Genomic DNA, 1,054 nt, shown 5'->3' with positions numbered 1-1,054 from the left:
TTTTTTTATGAAAAGCAACAATAAAATGCTAAATTTAAAGTATAAAAAATTCCAGCACATAATGCCCATCGTTCCGCAAATTCTGAAATTCTTCGGCCTCAACCCATTACGTTCAAAATTTATAGCCCCTCCCTTATAGGAAGGGGGCTTGAACTCTATAAGCAAGAGGTGCACCGACAATATGCAACCGCAATTGCACATCATGGGCACACCTCCACACCTTCAGACAAGGCAGATGCCTTTATCAACCAAACGTACCTTGGCCACTGTCATCATCCGAGTCCTCTTCCCCACCGGGCGAAGAAGCAACCTCATCATCCTGCAAGCACAGACTGTTCGACACACTCTGCCCCTGCGCACTCCGAAAGCTCAGATAGACGGCCAACGCCTCATCGCCCCAACTGCCAGGCAACGTCAACTCTGCCGTGCCATCGGCTCTTGTACCAGCCTCCAGGTCATACACAGCTTCCGCCTTCACCTTATTATAGGCCAGCACCATTGCCACATCGTCGGCAGCCGCATTGCCATTGCCACTGTTGTCCGTCCACGTGAACGTCAACTTCCCGGCTGCGGCTTCCACTGCCGCATCTCCAGGCACCACCAGACCGCCGCGGCTGATCATGGCTTTCTGGAAATCAACGGTCGCATCAGCGCCGCAACCCTCCACCGCGTTTTTCAGCACGTAAGACATTGCCGAACTGTAAGCCGATTGCCCGGCCGGATGTTCCTTGTAACCGATGCGCAAATAAGGCGTTATTGTTTTCAAGAAGCGGACAGCCTCCGCAAAACGCCCCCGTTGGCACACCTGCTTTTCCGTCTTCGCGTCAGTATAGCCATCTGCCAACGAACGCATGTAACTGATAGAGTTCCACGAACTGCCTATCACAGTCCCTACTTTCCCGGAAAATCCCCCGAGAATACCTTTGGTAATTGTTCCCATGTTAAAATCAAAAATTAAAAGGTTAAAGATTTGGTTTATTCCAGCGTCCTCTTTCGAATGATTTCTGCAGCAACCCTTCGCAAGATTTCACATATCAGAAACTCCTATCGTTTC

Annotated in this window: 1 protein-coding gene; it reads right to left on the bottom strand. The window is 50.1% G+C overall.

Annotation, left to right across the window (positions count from 1 at the left end):
- Positions 1-244: 244 nt before the first annotated feature.
- Complete coding sequence (locus M3090_RS15355; protein WP_249057727.1) at positions 245-940, bottom strand: DUF6266 family protein; 696 nt, start codon at positions 938-940, stop codon at positions 245-247.
- Positions 941-1,054 lie beyond the last annotated feature (114 nt).

Source organism: Bacteroides sp. ET71, from assembly GCF_023336905.1.
GTDB lineage: Bacteria > Bacteroidota > Bacteroidia > Bacteroidales > Bacteroidaceae > Bacteroides.
This window is presented reverse-complemented; position numbering and strand designations above follow the sequence as displayed.